This window comes from Streptomyces aurantiaciflavus, from assembly GCF_049808595.1.
Classification (GTDB): Bacteria; Actinomycetota; Actinomycetes; order Streptomycetales; family Streptomycetaceae; genus Streptomyces.
Genome location: NZ_JBNCAQ010000038.1, coordinates 1 through 23518, shown reverse-complemented (window position 1 = coordinate 23518; position 23518 = coordinate 1). Strand labels below are relative to the sequence as shown.

Below are 23518 nucleotides of genomic sequence, written 5' to 3'. Positions count from 1 at the left end.
GCCGGGTGAGCCCGGTACGCCAACGGCGAGGGCCCCGCTCCCGGTCGGGAGTGGGGCCCTCGCCGTTGCTGCACGGCGTCGGTGCGCGGCGTCGGCGCACAGCGCCGGTGACGGCGTTGCCGCGCGCCGTGCGCGCCGGCGTCAGCCGCGCAGGATGCGGCCCTGCTTGTCGGTGCGGTCGTTGCTGGTCAGGAACAGGATGCCGTCGATCAGCGCCCAGAAGCCGAGGCCACCGCAGGTCAGGAGCTGGGCGACACCCACGCCGACGGAACCGACGTAGAAGCGTCCGATGCCGAGGGTGCCCAGGAAGAGCTGGAGGATGCCCGCGACGATCTTCGACTTGTCGGAGTACGGGCGGCCCAGCGGGTCGACGCCGTAGGGGGCCTCAGGGGTGGGGACGGTCATGAGTACTGCTCCTGGATGACTTCGAGAGACCGGAGCGGCCTGCTCCGGAATGGGGAGTCCAGGAGGGACGCGACGAGAAGTGCACGTACGCCGAGGCCGTGCCGGGCTCGCGCCGGCCATGCGTCGACAACGTCCGCACACGGCCTCGGCCATGCGGGGACGCCCCCCTGTGGCCGTGAGCCTAGAGAGGCCGGTGGGGCGAAAGGGAGTACGAGGGAACGATCGTTCCGATTCCGTGATCAAATCGCGCCAACCTGAGGGCCGTTTCGGCCCTTTGACGTACCGCCTCTAGAAAAGATTGCGGACGACCGTCCAGGTCACGGCGAGCCCGAGGATCAGGGCCTGGGCGGGCCGGCCGAGCCGGGGCTGCCAGCTGCGGCCGTGCAGCCCCTCCCACATCCACCGCCCGAGGAGGGCCAGCGCCCAGGGCGAGGCGAGCAGCAGGGCCCGGTTGTCGAGCCAGGCCTCGGCGAAGTGGCCGTGCATCAGGTCGTAGGCCATACGGGTGCCGCCGCAGGCGGGGCAGAGCAGGCCCGTGACGAGCCGGAACGGGCACTGGGGGAGCAGATGCCCGGGGTCGTGAGGATCGGTGACGTAGAGGTAGGCGGAGCCGGCCGCCCCGGCGGCGAGCACCGCGAGGGGTGCCGCCGCCGGGTGCCGCAGCGGGGACGTACGCGCCCCGCCCACCGCGTCAGCCACGCAGGATCCGCCCCTGGGCGTCGGTCTTGTCGTTGCTGGTCAGCAGGATGATGCCGTCGACCAGCGCCCAGATGCCGAGGCCGCCGCAGGTGAACAGCTGGGCGAGGCCGAGACCGACGTGGCCGATGTAGAACCGGCCGACGCCGAAGGTCCCCAGGAAGAGCTGGAGGATGCCCGCGACGATCTTCGACTTGTCGGAGTAGGGACGCCCGTACGGGTCGTACCCGTAGGGCGCGTTGGGGTCCCCGCCGGCATAGCCGCCTCCGGGGGGCGGGTAGGCCCCCGGGGCGGGGTAACCGGCCTGCGGGTAACCCGGCTGCTGACCGGGCTGGCCGGGCTGGCCGGGCTGGCCGGGCTGGCCGGCCTGCGGGTACCCGTAGGGGCCGGGCTGGCCGCCCGCGTACGGGTTGGGACCGGACTGGGGGTACCCGTACCCGGGCTGAGGGGGCTGCTGCGGCTGCTGCGGCTGTTCGGACAAGGTGGTTTCTCCCGAGGCCAGATGATCGGATGTACTGCACAAAGAGGTGAGTGCAGGTCATCTTGCAGGAGAAGGGCGGTCTGTGAGAAGCCGGGCTGATGACGCGGGGCGGAACGGCGGCCGGAGGCTTGGGGTCCGGATGCCGTCGAGGTGCTTCTCCGCCGGGCGGGTGACCCCGTCGGGCAGGCCCGCCGGCGGCACGCGGCGACCTACCTAACCTGACAACATGTCAGATGACGAGTCGTACGACCTGCTCGGTTTCGACAATGTGCTGCTGCCTGTGGGGGATCTCGGTGAGGCCGTGGGGTTCTACGAGCGGGCCGGGTTCGCGGTGGCGTTCCGCTTCGACGAGGCCGGGATCGCGCTGCTGAGAGTCGGGGGCGAGACGCCCGGGATCCTGCTGCGTGAGGAGGACGGGCTGGGGCACCGGCCGCCGCCGTGGCCCTCCCCGCGCGTCTGGCTGGAGGTGCCGGACGCCCGGGCGGCGGCGCGGCGGCTGGCGGGCGCCGGTGTCACGCCGCTGGACGAGCCGTTCTCCGTGGCCACCGGCTGGACCGTCGAGGTCGCCGACCCCTGGGGGAACGTCCTGGGCTTCACGGACTACTCCAAGCGGCCGGAGCTGGGGCGCGCGTAGCCACTGACTAGGCTCTCTGTCCGTGCCCGCGAACAACGACGGCCCCGCCGAGGCCGGTCCCCCCAACGAGCCCCACGAGGCCGCCGCCCGGTCCAAGTCGGAGCAGACCCGCGCGCTGATCCTGGAGACGGCGATGCGGCTGTTCCAGGAGCGCGGCTACGACAAGACCACGATGCGGGCCATCGCGCAGGAGGCCGGTGTCTCCGTCGGCAACGCGTACTACTACTTCGCCGGCAAGGAGCACCTCATCCAGGGCTTCTACGACCGTCTCGCCGCCGAGCACGGGGAGGCGGTCCGGGAGGTCCTGGCGCGGGAGACGAGCCTGGAGGCGCGGCTGGCGGGCGTGCTGCGGACATGGCTGGACGTGGCCACGCCGTACCACGAGTTCGCCGTGCAGTTCTTCAAGAACGCCGCCGATCCGGACAGCCCGCTCAGCCCCTTCTCCCCGGAGTCGGAGCACGCGCGCGTGGAGGCGATCGGCGTCCACAAGGAGGTGCTCGCGGGCTCCAGGGCGAAGGTGCCGGAGGAACTGCGGGAGGCGCTGCCCGAGTTGATGTGGCTCTCCCAGATGGGTCTCGTCCTGTACTGGATCTTCGACCGCACGCCGGGGCGTGAGCGCAGTTACCGGCTCGCGGAGCGGGGCGCGCGCCTCACCGCGCGCGGGGTCGCCCTGTCCCGCTTCCGCGTGCTGCGGCCGCTCGTCCACGAGGTGCACGAGCTGTTCACGGACTTCCTGCCCGGGATGACGAAGGCCCTGCCGGACCCGGCGAAGAGGAACACGCCGAATCCGGAGGGCCGAGACCGTCCGCAGGAGGGTTAGTTGACCGCGTCCACCTCGTCCCCCGAGAGCTGCGTCAGCTCCACGTCGTACACCAGTGGCTCGTCGGCGACCCGGACCTGGCGCGCACGGGAGGCGTACGACGGGGCCGTCGTCGCCAGCAGGTACGTGCCCGGGGACGGGACCGAGACGATGTAGGAGCCGTCGGCGAGGGTGGTGACGCCGTCCAGTTGGCGTCCGCCCTTGGACATCAGGGTGACCGCCGCGCCCTCGACGGGACGGCCGTCCAGGTCCCGTACGAAGCCGTGGACGGCCGAGGCGGCGCCGTCCTCCCCACGCGCGGCCTCCGCCGGCGTCGTCCGCTCCTCCTCCTTGGGCTCCACCGCCAGATGCGGCAGCCGCTTCTCCAGCCCCTCGGGCAGCCACCAGTTGGAGTTGCCGAGCAGATGCATCGCGGCCGGCACGAGGGCCGTGCGGAGGATGAAGGCGTCCAGGGCGACCGCGGCCGCGAGGCCCACGCCCGCCATCGCCGCGCCCGAGTCGCCGCTCAGCACGAACGCGAGGAACACACAGACCATGATGAGCGCCGCGGAGTTGATGACCCGGCTGGTCTCGGCGAGGCCGACGCGCACCGCGCGCGCGTTGTCACGCGTGTGCACCCACTCCTCGTGCATCCGGCTGACCAGGAACACCTGGTAGTCCATCGACAGGCCGAAGAGGAGGGACAGCATGATCACGGGCAGGAAGGCGTTGATCGGGCCCTCCTTGCCGAGTCCGAGCAGGTCCAGGCCCCAGCCCCACTGGAAGACCGCGACGAGGACGCCGAAGGAGGCCGCCGCGGCGATCAGGTTCATCACGGCGGCCGTCAGCGGCACCACCAGGGAGCGGAAGGCGACCAGCAGGAGCAGGAAGCCCAGGCCGATGATCGTCGCGATGAACAGGGGCAGGCGGTCGCCGGTGACCGTCGCGAAGTCCTTGGAGACTGCGGTGACGCCGCCGACGTGCGCCTCGGCCCCGGCCTGCGGGATCACGTCGTCGCGCAGCCGGTCGATGAGGGTGTCGGTCTCCTCGGACTGGGGTGAGGTCGTGGGGACGACCTGGATGACGGTGACGCCCTGGGCGGGCGGCAGCGCGGCGACCCGGGCGACGCCCCGGGTGTCCTCGATGTCCTTCACCAGGGCCGTGGTGTCGCCCTCGGACACGACCACCTGGAGGGGGCCGTTGAAGCCCGGCCCGAAGCCCTCGGCGAGCAGGTCGTAGGCCTGCCGGGTGGTCGTGGTGGTGTCGTCGTTGCCCTGGTCGGTGGCGCCGAGGCGCAGGGAGAGCACGGGCAGGGCGAGGACGGCCATGACGGCCAGGGCGAGCGCGGCGATCGTCCGGGGCCGGCGCTGTACGCCCGCCGACCAGCGGGCCGCGGGGCCGCTCGCCGTCTCCTCCTGGGTCCCTCCCCGCTCCGCGAGCCGGCGGCGCTGCCTGCGGCTCAGCACGCGCGGGCCGAGGAAGCCGAGGAGCGCCGGCAGCAGCGTCGTGGCGGCCAGCACGCTGAGGACGACGGTGAGCGAGGTGCCGATGACCACGCCGTCCAGGAAGCGCAGGTTGGTCACCAGCATCCCGGCGAGGGCGATGCACACCGTGCCGCCCGCGAACAGCACCGCCCGGCCGGAGGTGTTGAGGGCGGTGACCGCCGACTCCTCGGGGTCGGCGCCGCGCAGGATGCCCTTGCGGTGGCGGGTGACGATGAACAACGCGTAGTCGATGCCGACGCCCAGACCGATCAGGGAGGACAGCAGCGGGGCCAGGTCGGGGATGTCGGTGACATGGCTGAGGAGCTGGGTGCCGAACAGGCCCATGCCCACACCGAAGATCGCCACGGCGATCGGCAGCAGCATCGCGAACAGCGAGCCGAAGGCGAGGAACAGCACGACCGCGGCGGCCGCGAGCCCGACCATCTCGGCGAGGCCGGTGGGCGGCTCCTGCACACGCTGGATCGCCTGGCCGCCGAGCTCGACCTCCAGGCCGTCGCGTTCGGCGCCCCGCGCGGTGTCGACGACGTCCTCGACGAGCTCCTTGGGGACGGCGTTCGCCTGGTCGGTGAAGGTGACCTGGGCGTAGGCGATCCGCCCGTCACGGCTGATCTGCGCCGCGCCCTCGGGCCCGGCGTAGGGGCCGGCGACACTGCCGACGCCCTTCATCTTCGCGATCTCGTCGAGCGCGGGCTGCATCCGGGACCGTACGTCCTCGTCCCGGACCGAGCCCTCGTCGACCTTCCAGACGACCGTGTCGGTGTCGCCCGCGCGTGCGGGGAACGCCTTCTCCATCAGGTCGTACGCCTTCTTGGAGTCCGTGTCCGGGAGGGAGAAGACGTTCGCGTAGTCCGTGCCCGCCGTCGAGGCCGAGAATCCCAGGCCGAACAGCGCCCCCACCCACAGCAACAGGACCACCAGCCGGTGCCGATAGCACCATCGCGCCAATGCCGCCACGCTCGAGCTCCTTCGTCGAAAGTCGGATCGGTCGGTCCCCCAGGTCCTGGACACCAGAATTGGCGGCGGCACGCACGCGTGGTGCCGAACGGCCATGACTCTCAAGGAACTCCAAAGTGCGAATCGGCCCCGTTGTCAGTGGGCCCGCCGATACTGGGGGCATGACGACGGCTCCCGGCACCGTGCTGCTCGTGGAGGACGAGCCGAGCATCGCGGACGTGCTCGCCATCGCCCTGCGCTTCCACCGCTTCGAGGTCATGATCGCGGGCACCGTCCGCGAGGCCCTCGCCCTCGCCGGGCGGACCCCGCCCGACGTGGCGTTGCTGGACGTGATGCTGCCGGACGGGGACGGGCGGGCGCTGGGGCGTGAACTGCGCGCGCGGCGGCCCGGTCTGGCCCTGGTCTTCCTCACCGCGCGGGACGCGCCGGCCGAGATAGTCGGCGCTCTCGGCTTCGGCGACGACTACATCACCAAGCCGTTCGACATCGACGTGGTCGTCGCCCGGATCACGGCGGTCCTGCGGCGTACGCTCCCCCACGCTCGAACCGACCCGCGCGGGGGCGCCCCCCTGGCCGACGTCCTCCCGCAGCGGCCGCCACTGCGCTACGGCGACCTGGAGCTGGACGAGACGACGTACAGCGTGCGCCGCGCGGGCCACACGGTCGAGCTCACCCCCACCGAGTACGCGCTGCTGCGCTTCCTGGTGCGCAACGGCGGCCGGATCGTGCCCAAGGAACAACTCCTGCGCCACGTCTGGCAGTACGAGCACACCCCGCCCGAGTCGACCGTCGTCGAGACCTACATCAGCTATCTGCGGCGCAAACTGGACGTGCTGGGGCCGCCGCTGATCACCACGCGGCGAGGCGTCGGGTACGGGCTGGCATGAGGCGGCTGCACCGGCACGGCGCGCACTCCCTGCGCGGGAAGCTGACGGCGGCCAATGTGGCGCTGCTCGCGCTCGGCATCGTCGCCGCGACCGCCATCAGCCTGATGGGCATGCGGCACTACCTGCTGGACCAGGTGGACTCCGAGCTGCTCAAGACCCGTGACTCGCTGGGCGGTTCGCGGCTGACCCTGCGGCAGATCGACTCGGTCGGCGTCCTGAGCTTCGTACGGGACCGGCTGATACCCGAGTACGCCGACGAGCGGCCCGCGCCGGACTCCGTCTTCGCCGCCGTCGACGGGAGCGGCAGGGCGGTGGCCGTCTTCGGCGTCCAGCCGACCGAGGCCCAGACCGGGCTGGCCGAGGCCGTCGGCGACCCCGCCGCTCTCGCCCGCGACGAGGACCCGCACGACGTCAGCGTGCACGGCGCCACCTACCGGGCGACCGCGACATCGCTCTCCGACAGCACGTACGTCCTGCTGGCCACCTCCACCGACGCCCTGCACAAGGGCATAGCGAAGGCGCTGAAGCTCGATGTCGCCGTCGGCGCGATGCTGCTGGCGCTGCTCGCCTGCGTGACGCTGTTCAGCGTGCGGCGGCACATGCGGCCACTGGAGGACATGGTGGAGACCTCGTCGGCGATAGCCGAGGGCGATCTGACCCGGCGGGTGCCCTCCCGTCACCATCCCACCCAGGAGGTCGAGCAGCTGCGGCTCGCCCTGAACTCCATGCTGCACCAGGTGGAGACGGCGTACCGCACGCGCGAGCGCAGCGCGGCCCAGCTGCGCCGCTTCGTCGCCGACGCCTCGCACGAGCTGCGCACCCCGCTCTCCGCGATCCGCGGTTACCTCCAGCTGTACGACCAGGGGATGCTGCGCGAGCCCGGGGAGCGGCGGCGCGCCTGGGACCGGATGAACGGCGAGGTGGACCGGATGGGCCGGCTCGTCGACGAGCTGCTCACGCTGGCCCGGCTGGACCAGCGGCCCGAGCTGCGGCTGCGCAACGTCGACGTGAGCCGTCTGGTGCGGGACGCGGCGGAGGATCTGCGCGCCCAGCAGCCCGGCCGGCCGCTCACCGTCGACGCCGACGGCGCCGTCCTGGTCCGCGCCGACGAGTCGGGGCTGCGGCAGGTGCTGGGCAACCTCCTGGCCAATGTGCGCACGCACACGCCCGCCGATGTGCCGGTGCGGCTCGCCGTGGAGCGCGCCGACGGTGTCGTACGGCTGCTGGTGGCGGACAAGGGGCCCGGGCTGCCGTCGGAGGACGCGGCACGTGTCTTCGACCGCTTCTTCCGCGCAGGCGGGGGCGCGGGCAGCGGGCTGGGGCTGGCGATCGTCCAGGGCGTGGTGGAGGCCCATGGCGGCGAGGTGCGGGTGGAGACGGCTCCGGGTGAGGGGATGGCGGTGACGGTGGAGCTGCCGGGGCGGGTGGAGAAGTGCCCGTAGGGGCTCCCCTTCGCTCCCGCGGCCGCGGTCAGGGTGCGTTCGCCGCGGTCACCAGGGCCCACACCGTCTTTCCGTGGCGGCCCCGGCTCCACACGCCCCACGCGGCGGCGATGTGCTCCACCAGGTGCAGGCCCCGGCCGTGTTCCTCCCAGTCGGCCACGGCTCGCGGGCGGGGTTCGTGACGGCCCTCGTCGGAGACCTCTATGAGGCAGGAGCCGTCGGCGAGGGCGGTGACGGCCACCTCGAACTCGCGCTCGCGCAGAGGGCCGTGGCGTACGACGTTGGTGGCGAGTTCGGAGACGAGCAGGACCGTGTCCTCGAGGGCCGGGTCCTCGGGGGCGTGGCCCCAGTCGGACAGGTGGTCACGGACCCGGTGCCGGGCCAGGCCGACGGACGCCGGGTGCCGGGGCAACCGGAAGGAGTTGCGTCGCAACACGTCTGCTCCTCACCCCCTCCACACCTCCGCCACATGGTGCCCCGTCGGGTGACTGCCCGGTGTCGCGCGGGGGCATGCCCCGGCCGGCTCAGATCCAGTTCAGCTTCCACAGCCGGAACACGCCGTTGCCGTCCACCAGATACTGGCCGCCGACGACGTCCACGCTGCTCAGCACGTACTCCTTGCGCTGCCACAGCGGGATGACCGGCACGTCCTCGGCGACGACCTCCTGCACGTCGCGGAAGTCACCGGCGGCGCTGCCGCGATCGGCGAACTGCCGGCTGCTCTGGATGTACTTGTCGACGACCTTGCTGCTGTAGCCGGTGTTCATGGTGGAGTCGGTGCCGACGAGCGGGCCCGCGAAGGTGTCCGCGTCGGGGTAGTCGGCGACCCAGCCGACGGCGTACGCGTCGAGCTTGCCGGTCGCCCAGCGCTTCTGGAAGTCGGTCCACTCGTAGCCCTTGACCGTCACCTTGAACAGGCCGCCGGCCTCCAGTTGCCGCTTGAGCTCCTGGGCCTCGGCGGCGGCGGCGCCACTGCCCAGGCCGTAGCCGTAGGTGAAGCTGACGGGGATGCTGACGCCGGCCTTCTCGAGGAGCTTGCGGGCCTTCTCGGGGTTCTGGTCCGGGTAGTCGTCGAAGAACGAGGTGGTGTGGCCGGTGATTCCGGTCGGGATCAGCGAGTACAGCGGGTCGACCGTGCCCTGGTAGACGGTGGCGGCCAACTGCTCGCGGTCGATCAGCCAGGCCATCGCCTTGCGGACGGCGGTGTTGTGCAGCGGGGAGCCCGCGCGGGTGTTGAAGTACAGGTTGCGGGTCTCGGAGCTGTCGGCCTCGGCGACGCGCTGGGACGTGTCGCTGGGGTTGAGTGCGGCGAGGACGCTCGGCGGGAGCTGACGCGTGGCGGCGTCGACGTCCTTGGCCTTCCAGGCCTTCTCCAGCGCCTCCGGGTCGGAGTAGTAGCGCAGTTCGACGGGCCGGCCGGTGCTCACGGCGCCCTTGTAGCGGGAGTTGGGCGTGAGATCGACCCGCTTGCCCTTGCTGTACCCGGTGAGTTCGTACGGTCCGGTGCCGTCGACCCGGTTGCCGGTGCGCAGGGCGTCCGCGGGGTAGCGCTCGCGGTCCACGATCGAGCCCGCCCCGGTGGCCACCTTGAACGGGAAGGTGGCGTCCGGCGCCGACAGGTGGAAGGTGACGGTCGAGCCCTTGGCGTCCACCGACTTCAGGGTGGAGAGCAGAGAGGCCGGGCCGACATCGGAGTTGATCTTCTTGACCCGGTCGAAGGAGTACTTCACGTCCCGCGCGTCGAGCTTGCGGCCGCTGGGGAAGGTGAGGTCGTCGCGCAGCTCGCACACGTACGTGGTCAGCCCGCCGCCCTCGAAGGAACAGCTCTTGGCCGCGTCCGGCACGGGGTCGGCGCCACCCGGCTCGTACGTCAGCAGCGACTGGAAGACGTTGCTGAACAGCGCCCAGGAACCGGCGTCGTAGGCGCCGGCGGGGTCGAGCGAGGTGACGGTGTCCGTCGTGCCGACCCTGATGGTCTTGCCGGACTTGCTCTGCGACGGCAGCAACTGCCAGCCGCCCACCGCGACGACCGCGAGAACCAGAAGCGTCACGAGAATGCGCATGCGAACCGAGCGCATGGTGGTGCCCTGCCCTTCCGGGGCCCACGGGGCCCAGTACTTCACGTGCCGCTCCCCTTGGCGGCGGGCTCACCTAATCACACGTGTTTCACCCGGGGAAGAGGATTCTGGTGAGATGGGAAAGACCTTACCGATCGGCTGTTTCGGGTGGGTTTCACAGCTCGTTCTCAGGTTGTTTCCAAGGGGAGTCAAAGAGCGTCATGAGCGCGCCGCCGAAAGCCGATCCGACGGTCCGTCGGATCGGCTTTCGGCTGGGTGTCCGTCAGGCCTGCTTCGACGCCAGTTCGATGACCGTGATGTCCGACGGAGCGCCCACGCGCGTGGGCGGTCCCCAGGCGCCGGCGCCGCGGGAGACGTACAGCTGGGTGTCGCCGTAGCGCTCCAGGCCCGCCACGGTCGGGTTCGCGGCGGCCGCGAGGAAGTTGCCGGGCCAGAGCTGGCCGCCGTGGGTGTGGCCGGAGAGCTGGAGGTCGACGCCGTGGTCGACGGCGTCGTGGATCTGGACCGGCTGGTGGGCGAGGAGCACGCACGCGCGCGTGGTGTCGCGGTCGCCGAGCGCCTTGGCGAAGTCGGGGCCCCGGCCCTCGCTCTCGCCCGCGACGTCGTTGACACCGGCGAGGTCGAACCAGTCGAGTTCCGTGCGGGCGTTCTCCAGGGGGCGCAGGCCGAGCCGGCGCACCTCCTCGACCCACTGCTCGGCGCCGGAGAAGTACTCGTGGTTGCCGGTGACGAAGAAACTGCCGTGACGGGCCTTCAGCTGCGCGAGCGGGGCGGCCGCCGGGCCCAGGTCCTTCACACTGCCGTCGACCAGGTCACCGACGACCGCGATCAGGTCCGGCTGCGTGTCGTTGATCGTGTCGACGACCCTCTGGGCGAAGCCCCGGCCGAGGACCGGGCCCAGGTGGACGTCGCTGACCACCGCGATCCGGTAGCCGTGCGCCGCCCGCGGCAGCTTGGCCAGCGGAACGGTGACCCGCTTCACCTTCGGCCCGCTCAGCACGCCGTACGTCCCGTAGCCCACGGTCCCGGCGGCGGCCACGGCCGCGGCACCGGCGACGACGCGGGAGACGAAGAGCCGACGGGAGGGTGCGGCCACCAGCAGCGGGGAGGAGCCCGAGCCCGAGTCGGCGTCCGAGTCGGCGTCGGCGTCGGCGTCGGATGCGGAGTCCTCCGCGCCCTTGGCCTCCGTGGGCCCCTTGGCCCCTTCGGGCGCGGGGCCTGCGGCTGCGGCTCCCTCGCGCGCCGCGGGTGTCCCGCCGGACGCCGACCGGGCGCCCGGCGCGGCGGATTCCTCCGGCGCCACGGCCGCGGAAACGGTTCCCTCGGGCACCGTCCGGCCCGCGGGAACAGTCTGCTCGGGCGCCCCGGCCGCCGAAACGGTTCCCCCGGACGTCCCGCCCGCTCCCGCCGCCGTCTGCTCACCCGGCCGGTCCGCCGGCACGGGCCGCGCCTCCTCGTCGGGCGCGCCCGACGGCGTCGGCGCGGGACGGCGCACGGCCACGCCGGCCGGCCCGCGTCGCTCCAGGTACCGCCGCAGCAACGGTCGTACGAGCTCGCCCGCGAGCACCGCCAGCAGCAGGTAGATCGACAGGGCCAGCCACAGGAAGCCCGGCCAGGCCAGCGTGCGCTGGAGCCAGAAGGGGGCGCCCGTGCGTTCGGCGACGAGGGCGCCCACGGCCATGGCCCAGCCGCCCGCGACCAGCGCGGCACCGCCGCGACGGCCCCAGCCGGGCGCGCGGGTGGTGTCGCGGAACAGGCGACGCCACAGGTACCAGTTGGCCGCCACGAGGACGGCCAGGGCGAGCAGCACGAAAAGGATGGCCACGGTGTCGTAATCCCCGTTGTCGACTCGATGGGTCCGGCTATGACTTGCGGCGCAGGGCGCGCAGTCCACGCAACCCGATGACCCCGATGGCCGTCCCCAATACGAAGGAAACGACAGCGAGCGTCAGGTGGACCCAGAAGTACGCCGTGGGATCGCCGTCCTCGAACGCGAGCCCGCTGCTGTCCTTGATCAGGTTTTTGACGAAAGTGACCCAGATGACCCAGCTCCACACCCCGAAGGCGAGCAGGAACCAGGACACCGGGCGGCTGAGCTTCATGGTTTCAGTATCTCCGCCGGGTGTCCGGTTCCGTGACGGGGGTGGGGAGGGGCGCGCGACTTCCCGTCGGCTGCCAGGTACTTTCTCCGTCGTGCCCGCACCCTTGAAGCAGACCGCCAGGCGAACCCTGCTGGTCACCTCCGCGACCCTCGCGTCCCTCGCGCTGACCGCGCCCGTGTCCCTGGCGGCCCCGAGCCCGTCGCCGTCCGCGCCGGCCTCGGCCAAGCCGTCACCGTCGCCGTCGGGCAAACCGTCGGCCTCGGCCAAGCCGACGGCCGCTCCTCCGGCGAACATGTCGAGCGTCGGCGGCACCCGCCTGGGGCAGGCCGGGACGCAGGTGGACCTGGCGGGCGGTGCGCCGGTGCTGCCGAAGGACCTGACGGCCCGGTCGTGGATCGTCGCGGACGCCGAGTCCGGCGACGTGCTCGCCGCGCACAACGCGCACTGGCGGCTGCCCCCGGCGAGCACGATGAAGATGCTCTTCGCCGACACCGTGCTGCCGCGGTTCCCCAGGACCCAGCAGTACAAGGTCGCGCCGAAGGACCTGGAGGGCGTCGGGTCCGGCTCCAGCATGGTCGGGATAAAGGAGGGCGAGACCTACTCCGTCCACGACCTGTGGCTCGGCGTGTTCCTCCGCTCCGGCAACGACGCCGTGCACGTCCTGTCGTCGATGAACGGCGGCGTCGGCAAGACGGTGGCGGAGATGAACGAGCACGCCGAGGAGCTCCAGGCCCTCGACACCCACGTGGTCTCCCCCGACGGCTACGACGCCTCCGGCCAGGTGTCCTCGGCGTACGACCTGACGCTGTTCGCCCGCTCCGGGCTGCAGAAGAAGGACTTCCGGGAGTACTGCTCGACGCTGCGGGCGAAGTTCCCGGGCGCGACGACGAAGAACAAGAAGGGCAAGACCACCCGCGGTTCCTTCGAGATCCAGAACACCAACCGGCTGCTGACCGGCGACTACGACATCTCGCAGTACCCGGGCATCGCCGGCGTCAAGAACGGCAACACCACCAACGCCGGCGCCACCTTCACCGGCGTCGCCGAGCGCAACGGCCGGGTGCTGCTGGTCACCGTGATGAAACCGGAGAAGCCGGACCACAACGAGGTCTACAAGGAGACCGCCGCCCTGTTCGACTGGGGCTTCCAGGCCGCGGGCAAGGTGCGTCCAGTGGGCGAGCTGGTCCCGCCGAAGAGCGCGCAGGTCAGCGCCCAGCCCGGCGCGAAGGACTCCACCGAGGGGGCCAAGGATTCCGGGCAGGCCGGGGGCGCCGGGAACGTGTCCGAGAAGCCCGTGGCGAGCGCGGTGACCGAGGAGGGCTCCGGCGGCATGGGCATCGCCCTGGCGATCACCGGTGGCGTGGTGGTGCTGCTCGCGGGAGCCGCGTTCCTGGTCAACCGCCGCTGGCCGCTGCCGGATCTGGTACGCCGTCGTCGCTGACGTCGGCGGCGTCCTCGTCGGTGTCTTCGGTGTCCTTGGTGTGTTCGGTGTCCTTGGTGTGTTCGGTGTCCTCGGTGTCCTTGCTGCCCGTCGCCGTCCAGGCGGCGCAGTACAGGACCAGCTTCGCCGTGAAGTTGATCCACAGCAGCAGGGCGATGGGCACGCCGAACGCGCCGTACATGCTCTTCGCGGCCACGCCCTGCAGATAGCCGCTGATCAGCAGCTTCAGCAGCTCGAAGCCGACCGCGCCGATCAGCGCGGCCACGATCAGACGGCGGCGCCCGGGCTCGACGCCGGGCAGCAGCGTCAGGACGTAGAGGAGCAGCAGGAGGTCGGCGAGGACGGCGACGACGAAGGCGGCGATCTGCAGCAGGACCCCGCCCCAGCCGGCCTCGTCGACGCCGAGCTGCCGGGTGATCCAGCCGACGAGCGCGGAGGCGACGGTGGAGGCGGCGAGGGTGACGAGGACGGCGCCGCCGAGTCCGACGAGGATGCCCAGGTCCTTGACGTAGCGCAGGACCGGGTTCTCCTCCTCGTCCGGCAGCTCCCACACCGCGCGCAGGCACTCGCGCGTCGAGCCCGCCCAGCCGACGCCGGTGAACAGCAGAGCGGTGGCGGCGATGAGGCCGACGGTGCCGGCGTTCTGCACCAGGCCGTCGATGTTCAACTGGTCGGAGATGCCGGGGACCTGCTCGGCGAGCTTGTCCTCCAGGGTGTGCTGGCGCTCCGTGCTCAGTGTGGCGGCGGCGATCGCGGCGGCCAGGGTCAGCAGCGGGAAGAGCGCGACGAAACTGGTGAACGTCATCGCAGCGGCCAGCCGCGTCCACTTCACCCGGTCCAGCCGCTCGAACGACCGCCACGCGTGCGTGGCCATCAGTCGCGTGGCGTACGGCCCGATTCCGGGGAGCTTTTTCAGCCAGTCCATGATCAGACCCTGCCCTCGCTAGATCCGACTGATACTCCGGCCGGCACTCCGGTCGACAGTCTGCTCGGCACTCCGGTCGACAGTCTGCTCGGCACTCCGATCGGCAGTCCGCTCGGCACTCCCGTCGGCAGTCCGCTCGGCACTCCCGTCGGCAGTCCGCTCGGCACTCCTGTCGACGGTTCGATCGGCACTCCGGCCGCCGCCGAACACCCATGTTCGTGTACCCCAGAACCGCAGGACAGTGGCGAGTGCCATGCCGATCCCGGCGCCGGAGACGGTGTCCGCGCGCTGTGAGGTGAGGCGGAGGCCGTAGTGACTGACGGCGAGACAGAGGAGTTGGACGAGCGCCCCGGCGATGTTCACCGCGACGAACACGGCGTAGGGGCGTAGTCCCTTCACGCGCGCGTGCCGGTACGTGCCGAGCGCGTTGCCCGCGTACGCGATCGTGCAGCCGGCGAGGAAGGACACGGCCTTGGCGGTGAGCGGGCCGGCACCGGCCGGCCCCCGCAGGTACGTGAAGAGGGCCAGGTCGGCGGTGTAGGCGAGGAGTCCCACACCGGCGAAGCCCAGGAACTCGCGTCGGCCACCTACCAATTGGCCACCGCCAGCCCGTACATGGCCAGCCACGCCAGCCCGATGAGGGCGAGGGCACGGTCGCCGAGGACGACCTCCTCGGGTTCGCCGGCGGTGCCGCGGTCGGCGAAGACGGCGTAGCGCAGGACCGCCAGGATGAAGGCGACCATCGACAACTGACGCCAGGGCAGCAGGCTCGCGTGCGGCACACCGCCCTCCTCCAGCGCCCACAGGCAGTAGCCGAGCACGGCGACCCCGGCCGCCAGCTGCCACACGAAGCGCAGGTATCCGGTGGTGTACTCGGTGAGCAACGCGCGCGTGGCGCCCCGTTTACCGGCCATCTGCACGGCCTCGGAGTAGCGCTTGGCCGACACCATGAACAGCGCCCCGAACCCGGTGGTGATCAGGAACCAGCGCGACAGCGGGATGCCGAGCGCGAGTCCGCCGACCATCGCCCGCATCAGGAACCCGGTCGTGACGACGACGAGATCGACGACCAGGACGTGCTTCAGGCTGACGCAGTAGGCCAGTTGCATGCCGAGGTACGCCGTCAGGAGGGCCGCGACGAGGGGCTGGGTCAGCCAGGCCGCGGCGGCCGGCGCGAGGACCGCCAGGGTGCCTCCCACGGCGTACGCGACGGGCACCGGGACCTGTCCGGCGGCGACCGGGCGGTGCCGTTTGGTGGGGTGGGCGCGGTCGGCGTCGGCGTCGCGGGCGTCGTTGATCAGGTAGACGGCGGCGGCGCAGGCCGTGAACAGCGCGAAGACCAGGGCGAGTTCGGTGAGGACGTGCCAGGAGAACAGCTTGCCCGCGGCCGCGGGTGCGGCCACGACGAGGACGTTCTTGACCCACTGCTTGGGGCGGGCGGTGCGCAGAAGGCCCGTGAGGAGGGCGCCGGGGCTCCTGCGCGGGGGCGCGAGCCGGGGCGGGCGCGACCGGGCGCGCCGGGTGCGCTGCTCGTGGAGGGTGGCTTGCCCATGGTGGGTGGCTTGCCCATGGTGGGTGGCTTGCCCATGGTGGGTGGCTTGCCCATGGTGGGTGGATTGCCCATGGTGGGTGGATTGCTCGTGGAGGGGGGCTTGCTCGTGGAGGGGGGCTTGCTCGTGGAGGGGGGCTTCCGGGACGCCGGCGATGTCTGTCAGGGGCGCGGCCTCAGTCATGCACGCCCCCTTGGCGCGCCGTGCACGCCGCGCGCGCCCTCTTTCATCCAGCGCGCTCCCAGGCGCGCCGTGAGCGCCCCCAGGGCCGCGCCCGCCGCCACGTCGGAGGGGTAATGGACGCCGACGACCAGGCGCGAGAGGCACATCGCGGCGGCGAGCGGGGGCACGGGGTGCGCCCCGAGGGCGCCGTAGGCGACGGCGGCGGCCGCCGCGGAGGTCGCGTGCGAGCTGGGGAAGGAGTGCCGGCCGGCGGTGCGCACCAGGGGCTCGACGTGCGCGGGGCGCGGACGGCGCACAATCCGTTTCACGCCCATGCTGGCGGCGTGCGCGCTCGCCGTGAGCGCCGTCGCGCGCAGCCACGCGCCGCGCCGGGCGCCGTCCACGACTGCCCCCACGAGCCCCGCCGCGAGCCACAGCGCGCCGTGCTCGCCCGCCCAGGACAGGGCGCGCGCGACGCCCGCCACGCGCGGATCCGCACCACGCGCGCGGAGCGCCGCCAGGATGCGGTGATCGATGTCGTCCGTGTGGTGGTCCAGGTGGTGGTCCATGTGGACTCACTGTTCATGCCGAGCCCGCCGGAACACCGGCAATATTGAGCGACATCCAATTAATCACCCATTTCGGGGAGAGTGGAATGTTTCGCAAGTAATCGCTTATACAGGGGCGATACGGTCGCCGACATGCCTGCCGAGAGAGCTTCCGCGACCGCTTCCGAGACCGTTGCCGTCACGGGATGGGGCCGCACCGCTCCCTCCGCCGCCCGCCTGGTCCGCCCCCGGTCGTACGAGGAGGCCGTGGGCGCCGTCCGGGAATGCGGGGCGCGCGGAGGCATCCCCCGGGGCCTGGGGCGGGCGTACGGGGACGCGGCGCAGAACGCCGGCGGGGCGGTGTTCGACATGACGGGCCTGGACCGCGTCCTCGCCGTCGACGCGGCCGACGGGACCGTCCGGTGCGACGCGGGCGTCTCCCTGCACCGACTCATGGAGGTCCTGCTGCCGCTCGGCTGGTTCGTGCCGGTGACGCCCGGCACCCGCTATGTGACCGTGGGCGGCGCGATCGGCGCCGACATCCACGGCAAGAACCACCACGTGTCGGGCTCCTTCTCCCGTCACGTCCTGTCGCTGGAGCTGCTCACCGCGGACGGCTCGGTCCGCACGGTCGCCCCCGGCACCCCCCTGTTCGACGCGACCGCAGGCGGCATGGGCCTCACGGGGGTGATCCTCGCGGCCACCGTCCGCCTCCAGCCGGTCGAGACGACCTACGTGGCGGTCGACACCGAGCGCGCGAGCGACCTCGACGACCTCATGGCCCGCCTGACGACCGGCGACCACCTCTACCGCTACTCGGTCGCCTGGATCGACCTCCTCGCGCGCGGAGCGGCCACCGGACGCGCCGTGCTGACCCGCGGCGACCACGCACCCCTCGGCGCACTGCCCGCACGCGCGCACAGAGCCCCGCTGTCCTTCCGCCCCTCACAGCTCCCGCCTGCCCCCTCGTTCGTCCCGGGAGGACTGCTCAATCGGAGGACCGTGGGATTGTTCAACGAAATCTGGTTCCGTAAGGCCCCCCGCGCACGCACCGGCGAACTCCAGAAGCTCTCCGCCTTCTTCCACCCCCTCGACGGCGTCCCGCACTGGAACCGCGTCTACGGCCGCAGCGGTTTCGTGCAGTACCAGTTCGTCGTCGGCTACGGCGAGGAGGACGCCCTGCGCCGGATCGTGGGCCGCATCGCGCGACGCCGGTGCCCGTCCTTCCTTGCCGTCCTCAAGCGCTTCGGGGAGGCCGACCCCGGCTGGCTCTCCTTTCCCCGGCCGGGCTGGACCCTGGCCCTGGACATCCCGGCCGCCCTGCCCGGCCTCGGCGCCTTCCTCGACGAACTGGACGAGGAGGTCGCCGCGGCCGGCGGGCGCGTCTACCTCGCCAAGGACTCCCGGCTGCGCCCCGACCTGCTCACCGCGATGTACCCGCGCCTGGACGACTTCCGCGCCCTGCGCGCGGAGCTGGACCCGCGCGGGGTGTTCGTGTCCGACCTCGCCCGCCGTCTCTCCCTCTAGAGCCCCGCAGAGCCCCAGAACCCCCGAGCCCAGAGCCCCCAAGCCCAGAGCCCCAAAGCCGCAGAACCCCCAAAGTCGTAGAGCCCCAGTGCCCCAGAGCCCCCAGGAGCTGTCGTGAAGGACGCCTTCGGTCTCCCCCAGTCCCTTCTCGTCCTCGGCGGCACGTCCGAGATCGCGCTGGCCACCGCGCGCCGCCTGATCGCCCGCCGCACCCGCACCGTGTGGCTCGCGGGACGCCCCTCGCCCGCGCTGGAGTCGGCGGCCGCCGAGTTGCGGACCCTCGGCGCCGACGTGCACACCGTCGCCTTCGACGCCCTCGACCCCGAGTCCCACGAGACGGTGCTCGGCAAGGTCTTCGCGGAGGGCGACATCGACCTGGTGCTGCTCGCCTTCGGCGTCCTGGGCGACCAGGCCCACGACGAGCGCGAGCCGGTGGCCGCCGTCCGAGTCGCGCAGACCAATTACACCGGCGCGGTCTCCTCCGGACTGGTCGCCGCCGGCGCCCTGCGGTCCCAGGGCCACGGCTCCCTGGTGGTCCTCTCCTCCGTCGCCGGCGAACGCGCCCGCCGCGCCAACTTCATCTACGGCTCCAGCAAGGCCGCCCTGGACGCCTTCGCCCAGGGCCTCGGCGACGCGCTGCACGGCACGGGCGTCCACGTGATGGTCGTACGCCCCGGGTTCGTGCGCTCGAAGATGACCGCCGGGCTGGCGGAGGCACCGCTGGCGACCACCCCCGAGGCGGTCGCGACGGCCGTCGAACTGGGGCTGCGGCGCCGCTCGGAGACGGTGTGGGTGCCGGGAGCGCTGCGCGTGGTGATGTCGGCGCTGCGGCACATGCCGCGGCCGGTGTTCCGCAAGCTGCCGATCTGACGCTTTCGGTCTGACGCCTAGCGTCCAGCGCTCTGGGTCCAACCGTGCGGCAGGACGGCGCGGGAGGCCTTGGGCCCAGCGCTTCGGGCTGCCCAGCGCTTCGGGCTCAGCGGGTGGGCAGGGAGCCGCGGTCCACGTGGGCGGCCTGCGGGGGTACCACCGGGCCGCCGAAGGCGTACTCGCGGAGCTTGCGCCAGACGCCGTCGGCGCCCTGTTCGTAGAGGGCGAAGCCGGTGCAGGACCACTCGGCCTCGAAGTCGGCGAGCTCCTCGAACGCGCGGTCCATCGCCGCCTCGTCGATGCCGTGCGCCACGGTGACGTGCGGGTGATAGGGGAACTGCAGTTCGCGGGCGACGGGCCCGGAGGCGTCGCGGACCTGCTTCTGCAGCCAGGTGCAGGCCTCGGCGCCCTCGACGACCCGGACGTACACCACCGGTGACAGGGGCCGGAAGGTACCCGTGCCGGACAGCCGCATGGGGAACGGGCGGCCGGCCGAGGCGACCTCGCTGAGATGCGCCTCGACGGCCGGCAGCTCGGTGTCGTCGACCTCGGTGGGCGGGAGCAGGGTGACATGCGTGGGGATGCCGTGAGCAGCGGCGTCGCCGAAGCCCGCGCGCCGCTCCTGGAGCAGGCTGCCGTGAGGCTCCGGGACCGCGATCGACACGCCGATCGTTACGGTCCCCACGTCGTCTCCTGTCGTCGTACCGGAAGGGCTGTCTGCTGTGCTGCCGGATGCCGTGCCGGGTTCGTACTCAGTCGTACGGCTATCGACTGTACGGCCACGGCCGTGTTGTGGGCAGGCGCGAGCGGAGTGATGTGCAGCGCTCTGCCCGAGGAACTTGTGTGCGGTGGTGCGCCTGCGGAGCAGCGCGCACCGCCCGCTCAGTGCTTCGCGGGCAGGAAGCCCACCTTCTCGTACGCCTGGGAGAGCGTCTCGGCGGCGACGGCGCGCGCCTTCTCGGCTCCCTTGGCCAGGATCGAGTCGAGCGTCTCGGGGTCGTCCAGGTACTGCTGGGTGCGGTCCCGGAACGGCGTCACGAAGTCGACGACGACGTCGGCGAGGTCCGTCTTGAGCGCGCCGTAGAGCTTGCCCTCGTACTGCTGCTCCAGCTCCGGGATGCTCGTGCCGGTCAGGGTCGAGTAGATGGTCAGCAGGTTGCTGACGCCCGGCTTGTTCTCGGTGTCGTAGCGGATGACCGTGTCGGTGTCGGTGACCGCGCTCTTGACCTTCTTCGCGGTCGCCTTCGGCTCGTCGAGCAGGTTGATGAGGCCCTTCGGCGTGGACGCCGACTTGCTCATCTTGATCGACGGTTCCTGCAGGTCGTAGATCTTCGCCGTCTCCTTGAGGATGTACGGCTTCGGGATCGTGAAGGTCTCGCCGAAGCGGCCGTTGAAGCGCTCGGCGAGGTCGCGGGTGAGCTCGATGTGCTGGCGCTGGTCCTCGCCGACGGGCACCTCGTGGGCCTGGTACAGCAGGATGTCCGCGACCTGGAGGATCGGGTAGGTGAAGAGGCCGACGCTCGCGCGGTCGGCGCCCTGCTTGGCGGACTTGTCCTTGAACTGCGTCATGCGGGACGCCTCGCCGAAGCCGGTGAGGCAGTTCATGACCCAGGCGAGCTGCGCGTGCTCGGGGACGTGGCTCTGCACGAAGAGCGTGCAGCGGTCCGGGTCGAGCCCGGCCGCCAGCAGCTGTGCGGCGGCCAGTCGCGTGTTGGCGCTGAGCTCCTTCGGATCCTGCGGGACCGTGATCGCGTGCAGGTCGACGACCATGTAGAACGCGTCGTGGGACTCCTGCAGGGCCACCCACTGGCGGACGGCGCCGAGGTAGTTGCCGAGGTGGAACGAGCCTGCGGTGGGCTGGATTCCGGAGAGCACCCGGGGTCGATCAGAGGCCATGCTCACCATTCTCTCAGGTCTGGGGCACCGCTTCGGACACGGCCGGAAACAGATGTCACGCGGTGGGAACCGATCGGGCGCGGGCGGTGTACCAAGAATGTGAGGACGCGGGAGGGGGGCCGCATCGTCGATGAGGCCGCGGTGATCGCACGCGTACGCGCCGGAGAGCCGGAGGCGTACGCGGAGCTGGTGCGGGCCCACACGGGCATCGCGCTGCGGGCGGCCGCGGCACTCGGGGCGGGCGCGGACGCAGAGGACGTGGTGCAGCAGGCCTTCGTGAAGGCCTACTGCTCGCTGGGGCGGTTCAGGGAGGGCTCGGCGTTCAAACCGTGGCTGCTCGCGATCGTCGCCAACGAGACGAGGAACACCGTGCGCACCGCGGCGCGGCAGCGCACGCTGGCAGGCCGCGAGGCGGCGTTCGTGGAGGCGGAGCCGCTGATACCGGACGCGGCCGACCCGGCGGTCGCAACGCTCGCGGCGGAGCGCCGCGCGGCACTGCTGGCGGCCCTGGAGAAGCTGAGCGAGGAACACCGCCTGGTCGTCACCTACCGCTATCTGCTGGAGATGGACGAGTCCGAGACCGCCCAGGCCCTGGGATGGCCCCGGGGCACGGTGAAGTCCCGCCTGAACCGCGCTCTGCGGAAGCTGGGCCGCCTGCTGCCGGATTTCGAGCCTCGGGAAGGGGGTGACGAGCATGAGTGAGCGGAACGGCGAGAAGCCGTACGGCGAGGGATACGACGGTGACGGCGCTGGTGAAGACGCGCACGGGGGCGCCTCCGGGCTGCCGGAGGAGTTGCGGGCGTTGGGCCGGTCGCTGAGCGGGTCCGGGGCCGGTGCGGCCGACGGGACCGAGACGATGGTCGAGCGGGTGCTGGCGCAGATACTCGCCGAGCAGGTGCCGGTCCCGGAGCCCGAGCCGCCGGGCCTCGGGGAGCGGTGGCGGGCGGCGCGGCGCTGGGCGCGGCTGCGGTGGCGTTCACTGACGGCGACGCTGTGCGGCCTGCTGGCGGTCCTCGCCCTCACACCCCCGGTGCGGGCCGCGGTGCTGGACTGGTTCGAGTTCGCCGGCGTCGAGGTGCGGTACGACCCATCGGCGGTGCCGTCGCCCGGCGCCGAGGTGCCCGGCTGCGGCCCCTCCGTGCCGTTCGCGGAGGTCGAGCGGCGGGCCGGGTTCGATCCGCTGGTGCCGCGGGCGCTCGGGGTCCCTGACGTGGCGACGGTGACCGCGGAGCCGCAAGGGCGGTTCCTGATCAGCCTGTGCTGGCTTGAGGAGGGGCGCACGATCCGGCTGGACGAGTACCGGGCGCACCTGGACGCCGGCTTCACCAAGACCCTGCGCGAGCAGCCGGAATGGCTGCGGCTGGGCGAGGGCGAGGCATCCGGCGGCTTGTCCGACGGCGACCAGGCCCTGTGGTTCCCGCGGCCCCATCTGCTGGGCTTCTGGCTGGTCGACGGCAGCGGTGAGCGATACGTCCGTGAGACGCGGACGGCCGGGCCCACCTTGCTGTGGACCCATACCGGGGGCGGGGACGGGGCGGGGGGCGCTGGTGCCGGTTCGGGCCCGGATCAGGGTGACCTGACGCTGCGGCTGGAGGGGGTCGCGTCGAAGGAGCGGGCCGTGGAGATCGCCCGGTCTCTGGAGACACCGCAAGTCGCTGCGGATTCCTCGAAATGACGCCGGCGGAGTGGGAACCCCGGCGGATCGGGCGGTGTACCAGAAGTGACAGGCGGCTCGCGGGACGGGCCGCACGGGGACTGTGGGTCAGGGGTTCGCATGGACAGGTGGAGCAGCGGGACACCAGGTGGCCGGATCCGGGGAAGGTCGGCTCCGGCGTGGGCGTTGGCGGCGGCGCTCGCCCTGATGGTGTGGGGTGCGCCGCCCGCCGCGGCCGGAGGGCCGACGAGCGTGCTGCTGGTCTCGCCGCAGAGCGCGGAGACGGCGGCTCTGTATTCCACGGACAAGGAGTACAGAGAGCTGGAGTTGCTGGTCGGCGCGACGGACACGGACAATGCCGGCACGGGCACGCCGGGCAAGCCTCCCGCGGCCGACCTGGCGGGCGCCCGGCAGATCAACGTCACCTGGATGGTGCACGACATCTCGCCGTGGCGCTATGACCGGGTCTTCCCGGACTCCGACAGCTCCGCCGTGTGGATCCACACGATCAGCGATGTCCCCGGGTCGGGGACCGGCGTGTGGCACCGCGCGCAGCGGCCCCCGGAGCTCCGTTCCCTGCTCGACAAGCTGGGTCTGCTGGGCAAGCCCTCCGCGGAGGGAGGCCCGGGGATCCTCCCCGAGGACGCCGGGGCGGACTGGGCCGGTGGGGCACTGGGCGGCGCGGCACCGGAGGACTCGCCGAGCGCCGCGGCCACGCCGAAGACATCGGTCCGGGCCGCCGCCCCGGCGGACGGCACGCAATGGTGGTGGGCCCTGCCGGGCGCGGCGGCCGGAGCACTGGTGGCGCTGACCCTGAGGCCCTCTGTGACACGACTGCTCTCCCGACGGGGACGGGGCGAGCCCGGACCGAGGCAGGAACTGCTGGATGGGTGAGGCGGGAGATGCCCCGCCTCCCGCGCGTCGGCCCGCCGGGGGCTGACACACCCGCGGGGGGCCGACGC

22 protein-coding genes and 2 pseudogenes are annotated in these 23518 nt (G+C 72.1%); 10 read left to right on the top strand and 14 right to left on the bottom strand.

Going from position 1 to position 23518, the window contains the following annotated elements:
* Positions 1–141: 141 nt before the first annotated feature.
* The 3 genes from ACPT94_RS34285 to ACPT94_RS34275 form a co-directional block, all read right to left on the bottom strand.
* Entirely contained in the window at positions 142–405 is a 264-nt protein-coding gene (locus tag ACPT94_RS34285) for a TM2 domain-containing protein (protein ID WP_360334936.1), read from the bottom strand.
* Positions 406–693: 288 nt separating this feature from the next.
* Positions 694–1104 (bottom strand): DUF2752 domain-containing protein, encoded by a 411-nt coding sequence (locus tag ACPT94_RS34280; RefSeq protein WP_360334937.1) that lies wholly within the window; start codon positions 1102–1104, stop codon positions 694–696.
* A complete protein-coding gene (locus ACPT94_RS34275; RefSeq protein ID WP_425247632.1) occupies positions 1097–1582 on the bottom strand; it encodes a TM2 domain-containing protein in 486 nt (161 codons plus the stop codon). The genes ACPT94_RS34280 and ACPT94_RS34275 overlap by 8 nt, the downstream gene beginning before the upstream one ends.
* 226 nt (positions 1583–1808) lie before the next feature.
* Here ACPT94_RS34275 and ACPT94_RS34270 point away from each other — a divergent pair, with 226 nt between their 5' ends.
* A complete protein-coding gene (locus ACPT94_RS34270; RefSeq protein ID WP_360334941.1) occupies positions 1809–2216 on the top strand; it encodes a VOC family protein in 408 nt (135 codons plus the stop codon).
* A gap of 22 nt (positions 2217–2238) precedes the next feature.
* Positions 2239–3036, top strand: a complete 798-nt coding sequence (locus ACPT94_RS34265) for a TetR/AcrR family transcriptional regulator (protein ID WP_425247631.1) — start codon at positions 2239–2241, stop codon at positions 3034–3036.
* On the opposite strand, the gene ACPT94_RS34260 is transcribed toward ACPT94_RS34265, so the two are convergent.
* Entirely contained in the window at positions 3033–5465 is a 2433-nt protein-coding gene (locus ACPT94_RS34260) for an MMPL family transporter (protein WP_360335218.1), read from the bottom strand. The genes ACPT94_RS34265 and ACPT94_RS34260 overlap by 4 nt on opposite strands.
* A gap of 170 nt (positions 5466–5635) precedes the next feature.
* Here ACPT94_RS34260 and ACPT94_RS34255 point away from each other — a divergent pair, with 170 nt between their 5' ends.
* Together ACPT94_RS34255 and ACPT94_RS34250 are read left to right on the top strand one after the other, a co-directional pair.
* Positions 5636–6361, top strand: a complete 726-nt coding sequence (locus ACPT94_RS34255) for a response regulator transcription factor (protein ID WP_360334945.1) — start codon at positions 5636–5638, stop codon at positions 6359–6361.
* Positions 6358–7803, top strand: coding sequence for a sensor histidine kinase (locus tag ACPT94_RS34250; RefSeq protein WP_360334947.1), 1446 nt, complete (start codon positions 6358–6360; stop codon positions 7801–7803). Before ACPT94_RS34255 ends, ACPT94_RS34250 begins: the two co-directional genes overlap by 4 nt.
* A gap of 28 nt (positions 7804–7831) precedes the next feature.
* On the opposite strand, the gene ACPT94_RS34245 is transcribed toward ACPT94_RS34250, so the two are convergent.
* From ACPT94_RS34245 to ACPT94_RS34230, 4 genes are all read right to left on the bottom strand, one after another.
* Positions 7832–8239, bottom strand: a complete 408-nt coding sequence (locus tag ACPT94_RS34245) for an ATP-binding protein (RefSeq protein WP_360334949.1) — start codon at positions 8237–8239, stop codon at positions 7832–7834.
* 88 nt (positions 8240–8327) lie between these two features.
* Positions 8328–9866: an ABC transporter substrate-binding protein gene (locus ACPT94_RS34240; protein ID WP_360334951.1), complete on the bottom strand. Its 1539-nt coding sequence runs from the start codon at positions 9864–9866 to the stop codon at positions 8328–8330.
* Positions 9867–10143: 277 nt separating this feature from the next.
* Complete coding sequence (locus ACPT94_RS34235; RefSeq protein ID WP_425247630.1) at positions 10144–11706, bottom strand: metallophosphoesterase; 1563 nt, start codon at positions 11704–11706, stop codon at positions 10144–10146.
* Positions 11707–11743: 37 nt separating this feature from the next.
* Entirely contained in the window at positions 11744–11983 is a 240-nt protein-coding gene (locus ACPT94_RS34230; protein WP_360334955.1) for an SCO4848 family membrane protein, read from the bottom strand.
* Between the two features lie 91 nt (positions 11984–12074).
* On the opposite strand from ACPT94_RS34230, the gene ACPT94_RS34225 reads away from it, so the two are divergent.
* Positions 12075–13424, top strand: coding sequence for a D-alanyl-D-alanine carboxypeptidase family protein (locus tag ACPT94_RS34225; RefSeq protein ID WP_425247629.1), 1350 nt, complete (start codon positions 12075–12077; stop codon positions 13422–13424).
* On the opposite strand, the gene ACPT94_RS34220 is transcribed toward ACPT94_RS34225, so the two are convergent.
* The 4 genes and pseudogenes from ACPT94_RS34220 to ACPT94_RS34205 all read right to left on the bottom strand — a co-directional run bounded on the left by ACPT94_RS34220 (position 13378) and on the right by ACPT94_RS34205 (position 16630).
* Positions 13378–14349, bottom strand: coding sequence for a YihY/virulence factor BrkB family protein (locus ACPT94_RS34220; RefSeq protein WP_425247628.1), 972 nt, complete (start codon positions 14347–14349; stop codon positions 13378–13380). The two genes, ACPT94_RS34225 and ACPT94_RS34220, sit on opposite strands and share 47 nt — an antisense overlap.
* A gap of 204 nt (positions 14350–14553) precedes the next feature.
* A pseudogene (locus ACPT94_RS34215) lies at positions 14554–14943 on the bottom strand (GtrA family protein); the annotation flags it as partial.
* Positions 14937–15845 (bottom strand): annotated as a pseudogene (locus ACPT94_RS34210) (decaprenyl-phosphate phosphoribosyltransferase); the annotation flags it as partial. The pseudogenes ACPT94_RS34215 and ACPT94_RS34210, both read right to left, overlap by 7 nt.
* A 233-nt stretch (positions 15846–16078) precedes the next feature.
* Positions 16079–16630 carry a phosphatase PAP2 family protein gene (locus tag ACPT94_RS34205; protein ID WP_425247627.1) on the bottom strand — a complete coding sequence of 184 codons (552 nt, stop codon included), beginning with the start codon at positions 16628–16630 and terminating at the stop codon, positions 16079–16081.
* Between the two features lie 132 nt (positions 16631–16762).
* Here ACPT94_RS34205 and dprE1 point away from each other — a divergent pair, with 132 nt between their 5' ends.
* Both dprE1 and dprE2 read left to right on the top strand, forming a co-directional pair.
* Positions 16763–18136 carry a decaprenylphosphoryl-beta-D-ribose oxidase gene (gene dprE1 / locus ACPT94_RS34200; RefSeq protein WP_425247626.1) on the top strand — a complete coding sequence of 458 codons (1374 nt, stop codon included), beginning with the start codon at positions 16763–16765 and terminating at the stop codon, positions 18134–18136.
* Positions 18137–18250: 114 nt separating this feature from the next.
* A complete protein-coding gene (gene dprE2 / locus ACPT94_RS34195) occupies positions 18251–19006 on the top strand; it encodes a decaprenylphospho-beta-D-erythro-pentofuranosid-2-ulose 2-reductase (protein WP_360334969.1) in 756 nt (251 codons plus the stop codon).
* A 106-nt stretch (positions 19007–19112) separates the two neighbouring features.
* On the opposite strand, the gene ACPT94_RS34190 is transcribed toward dprE2, so the two are convergent.
* On the bottom strand, positions 19113–19691 hold the full coding sequence (locus tag ACPT94_RS34190; RefSeq protein ID WP_360334971.1) for a 2'-5' RNA ligase family protein: 579 nt from the start codon (positions 19689–19691) through the stop codon (positions 19113–19115).
* A 197-nt stretch (positions 19692–19888) separates the two neighbouring features.
* Positions 19889–20902, bottom strand: a complete 1014-nt coding sequence (trpS, locus tag ACPT94_RS34185) for a tryptophan--tRNA ligase (protein ID WP_360334973.1) — start codon at positions 20900–20902, stop codon at positions 19889–19891.
* A gap of 99 nt (positions 20903–21001) precedes the next feature.
* Between trpS and ACPT94_RS34180 the strand changes: the two genes are divergently transcribed.
* The 3 genes from ACPT94_RS34180 to ACPT94_RS34170 all read left to right on the top strand — a co-directional run bounded on the left by ACPT94_RS34180 (position 21002) and on the right by ACPT94_RS34170 (position 23450).
* On the top strand, positions 21002–21604 hold the full coding sequence (locus tag ACPT94_RS34180) for an RNA polymerase sigma factor (RefSeq protein ID WP_360334975.1): 603 nt from the start codon (positions 21002–21004) through the stop codon (positions 21602–21604).
* Entirely contained in the window at positions 21597–22577 is a 981-nt protein-coding gene (locus ACPT94_RS34175) for a hypothetical protein (protein ID WP_360334977.1), read from the top strand. The genes ACPT94_RS34180 and ACPT94_RS34175 overlap by 8 nt, the downstream gene beginning before the upstream one ends.
* Before the next feature lie 99 nt (positions 22578–22676).
* Complete coding sequence (locus tag ACPT94_RS34170; RefSeq protein WP_360334979.1) at positions 22677–23450, top strand: hypothetical protein; 774 nt, start codon at positions 22677–22679, stop codon at positions 23448–23450.
* Positions 23451–23518: the final 68 nt, after the last annotated feature.

Bases quoted from the DNA above. Each gene is read 5' to 3' on its own strand.
- ACPT94_RS34285 (WP_360334936.1), bottom strand. From the start codon at position 405: ATGACCGTCCCCACCCCTGAGGCCCCCTACGGCGTCGACCCGCTGGGC.
- ACPT94_RS34270 (WP_360334941.1), top strand. From the start codon at position 1,809: ATGTCAGATGACGAGTCGTACGACCTGCTCGGTTTCGACAATGTGCTG.
- ACPT94_RS34255 (WP_360334945.1), top strand. From the start codon at position 5,636: ATGACGACGGCTCCCGGCACCGTGCTGCTCGTGGAGGACGAGCCGAGC.
- ACPT94_RS34250 (WP_360334947.1), top strand. From the start codon at position 6,358: ATGAGGCGGCTGCACCGGCACGGCGCGCACTCCCTGCGCGGGAAGCTG.
- ACPT94_RS34240 (WP_360334951.1), bottom strand. From the start codon at position 9,866: ATGCGCATTCTCGTGACGCTTCTGGTTCTCGCGGTCGTCGCGGTGGGC.
- ACPT94_RS34230 (WP_360334955.1), bottom strand. From the start codon at position 11,983: ATGAAGCTCAGCCGCCCGGTGTCCTGGTTCCTGCTCGCCTTCGGGGTG.
- ACPT94_RS34220 (WP_425247628.1), bottom strand. From the start codon at position 14,349: ATGGACTGGCTGAAAAAGCTCCCCGGAATCGGGCCGTACGCCACGCGA.
- ACPT94_RS34205 (WP_425247627.1), bottom strand. From the start codon at position 16,630: ATGGACCACCACCTGGACCACCACACGGACGACATCGATCACCGCATC.
- dprE1 (WP_425247626.1), top strand. From the start codon at position 16,763: ATGCCTGCCGAGAGAGCTTCCGCGACCGCTTCCGAGACCGTTGCCGTC.
- trpS (WP_360334973.1), bottom strand. From the start codon at position 20,902: ATGGCCTCTGATCGACCCCGGGTGCTCTCCGGAATCCAGCCCACCGCA.
- ACPT94_RS34175 (WP_360334977.1), top strand. From the start codon at position 21,597: ATGAGTGAGCGGAACGGCGAGAAGCCGTACGGCGAGGGATACGACGGT.
- ACPT94_RS34170 (WP_360334979.1), top strand. From the start codon at position 22,677: ATGGACAGGTGGAGCAGCGGGACACCAGGTGGCCGGATCCGGGGAAGG.